The sequence below is a fragment of the Pseudomonas aestuarii genome (assembly GCF_027988105.1).
Taxonomy (GTDB): Bacteria; Pseudomonadota; Gammaproteobacteria; order Pseudomonadales; family Pseudomonadaceae; genus Aquipseudomonas; species Aquipseudomonas aestuarii.
Map to the genome: position 1 here is coordinate 1 of NZ_JAQJZJ010000023.1, position 2605 is coordinate 2605.

General features: G+C 60.8%; 2 protein-coding genes. Both read left to right on the forward strand.

Annotation, left to right across the window (positions count from 1 at the left end; translation table 11 throughout):
* Positions 1–115: 115 nt before the first annotated feature.
* Positions 116–1615, forward strand: a complete 1500-nt coding sequence (gene istA / locus PH586_RS23365; protein ID WP_271350201.1) for an IS21 family transposase — start codon at positions 116–118, stop codon at positions 1613–1615.
* Complete coding sequence (gene istB / locus PH586_RS23370; protein WP_271350200.1) at positions 1608–2411, forward strand: IS21-like element ISPst3 family helper ATPase IstB; 804 nt, start codon at positions 1608–1610, stop codon at positions 2409–2411. Before istA ends, istB begins: the two co-directional genes overlap by 8 nt.
* Positions 2412–2605: the final 194 nt, after the last annotated feature.

Here is a 2605-nt window from a genome sequence, read left to right on the forward strand (position 1 = left end):
TGTTGCCGCTGACCGAAAACTGACCCAGTAGAGGCTGTTCTGCCGACTGAAAACTGACCCAGGTGTTCAACTGCTTCTGCTCAATTTTTGAGCAGGAGAACACAGGGTGATCAGTATGGAAATGATGGGCAAAATTCGGCGGATGTATTTCCGCGACAAGCTGTCGTTGCATGAGATAGCCAAGCGCACCGGGTTGGCGCGCAACACCATTCGCAAGTGGGTCAGAGCGCCGGAAGCCAAGCAGCCGGTGTACCTGCGCAGGGCCATTTTCAACAAGCTGAGTCCGTTTCACGCCACGCTGGAGCAGGCGCTTAAAGCCGACTCGCTGCGTCCCAAACAGCAGCGCCGGAGTGCCAAGGCGCTGTTGGCGCAAATCAAAGCCGAGGGTTACGACGGTGGCTACAGTCAGCTCACCGCGTTTCTCCGTGCCTGGCGCGGGGAACAGGGCAAGGCGTTGCAGGCCTTTGTGCCGCTGACTTTTGCGCTGGGCGAGGCGTTTCAGTTCGACTGGAGTGAGGAAGGTCTGCTGATCGGCGGCATTTACCGGCGCATGCAGGTGTCGCACCTGAAGCTCTGTGCCAGCCGTGCCTTCTGGCTGGTGGCTTATCCGAGCCAAGGTCACGAGATGCTGTTCGACGCGCATACGCGCTCGTTCAGCGCCTTAGGCGGCGTGCCACGCCGAGGCATTTACGACAACATGAAGACGGCCGTCGACAAGGTCAACAAGGGCAAAGGCCGCACGGTGAATGCGCGCTTCGCGGTGATGTGCGCGCACTACCTGTTCGATCCGGATTTCTGCAACGTCGCCTCAGGTTGGGAAAAGGGCATCGTCGAAAAGAACGTCCAGGACAGTCGCAGGCGTATCTGGCTGGACGCCCAAGACCGCCAATTCCACTCCTTCGAGGAACTCAATGCCTGGCTCGGGCAGCGCTGCCGCGCGCTCTGGAGCGAGCTGCCGCACCCGCAATACAGCGGGCTGAGCGTGGCCGAGGTGTTGGAGTTGGAGCGGGCCGAAATGATGCCCATGCCCGCGCCCTTCGACGGTTACGTCGAGCGTGCGGCGCGGGTTTCCAGCACCTGCCTGGTCAGCATGGGACGAAACCGCTACTCGGTACCCTGTGAGTACGCCGGCAAGTGGCTCAGTTGCCGCCTGTATCCGACGCGGATCGAGGTGGTAGCTGATGACGTATTGATTGCCAGCCACGCGCGCTTGCTGGATCGCGGCCAGGTCAACTATGACTGGCAGCACTACATCCCGCTGATCGAGCGCAAGCCGGGCGCACTGCGCAATGGCGCTCCTTTTGCGGATCTGCCAACACCACTGCGGCAACTCAAGCACGGTCTGACACGGCATGCTGGTGGTGACCGGATCATGGCGCAAGTCCTGGCTGCCGTACCGGTCGCCGGACTCGATGCCGTGTTGGTGGCCGTTGAACTGGTACTCGAAGCCGGCACCCTGAGCGCTGAACACATCCTGAATGTCGTGGCGCGGCTGACAGCGGCCGAGCCACCGCCCTCCGTCGAGACTCACTTGCAGCTCAAGGAAGCGCCTGTCGCGAACACGGCGCGCTACGACCGTTTACGCGGCAGCGTCGAGGAGATCCGTCATGCGTGATCTCATGGCAGAACTCAAAGAGCTGCGCCTGCACGGCATGGCCACTGCTTGGGCGGACTTGACGGCGCAGGGTGAGTCGGCCCTAGCCTCCTCGAAATGGTTGCTCGAACACCTGCTGCAACAGGAGCATGCGGATCGGGCCATGCGCTCGGTGAGCCATCAAATGAACATGGCCAAGCTGCCCATGCACCGTGACCTGGCTGGCTTCGACTTCAGCGCCTCCAGCGCCGACGCACGGCTGATCAGGGAACTGGCCAGCCTGGCCTTCACCGACACAGCACAGAACGTGGTACTCATCGGCGGGCCGGGCACCGGCAAGACCCACCTGGCCACCGCGCTAGCCGTGTCCGGCATCACCCTGCACGGCAAGCGCGTGCGCTTCTACTCCACGGTTGACCTGGTCAATCTGCTGGAGCGCGAGAAGCATGACGGTAAAGCCGGGCGCATCGCCCAAGCACTGCTGCGCATGGACTTGGTCATCCTCGATGAACTGGGTTACTTGCCATTCAGTCAGGCCGGCGGTGCTCTGCTTTTTCACTTGCTGTCCAAGCTGTACGAGCACACCAGCGTCGTGATCACGACCAACCTGAGCTTCGCAGAATGGTCGCGCGTGTTCGGCGACGCCAAGATGACCACCGCCCTGCTGGATCGGCTTACGCACCACTGCCACATCGTCGAAACGGGCAACGAGTCCTACCGCCTGCAACACAGCAGCTTGGCGGCTCAGGCAAAGATCAAATCACGGGAGCGAAAACGCAAGGACGATCAGAAGCCGGTGGACGACGAACCGTTTTGATTTTAGGGAAAGGATGGCCTGCTGCATGACTGGATGTGGCAGGTCATCAACAACTGAACTGGGCTATCGAAGGAGGGGGTTCAAAAGCAGCTGCGCTGATAGACTTATCCACAGTTGCTGGTACGAGATCAGCAATCCGCCCTGGGTCAAATTTCAATCGGCAGGGTGGGTCAATTTTCCATCAGCACCAACAC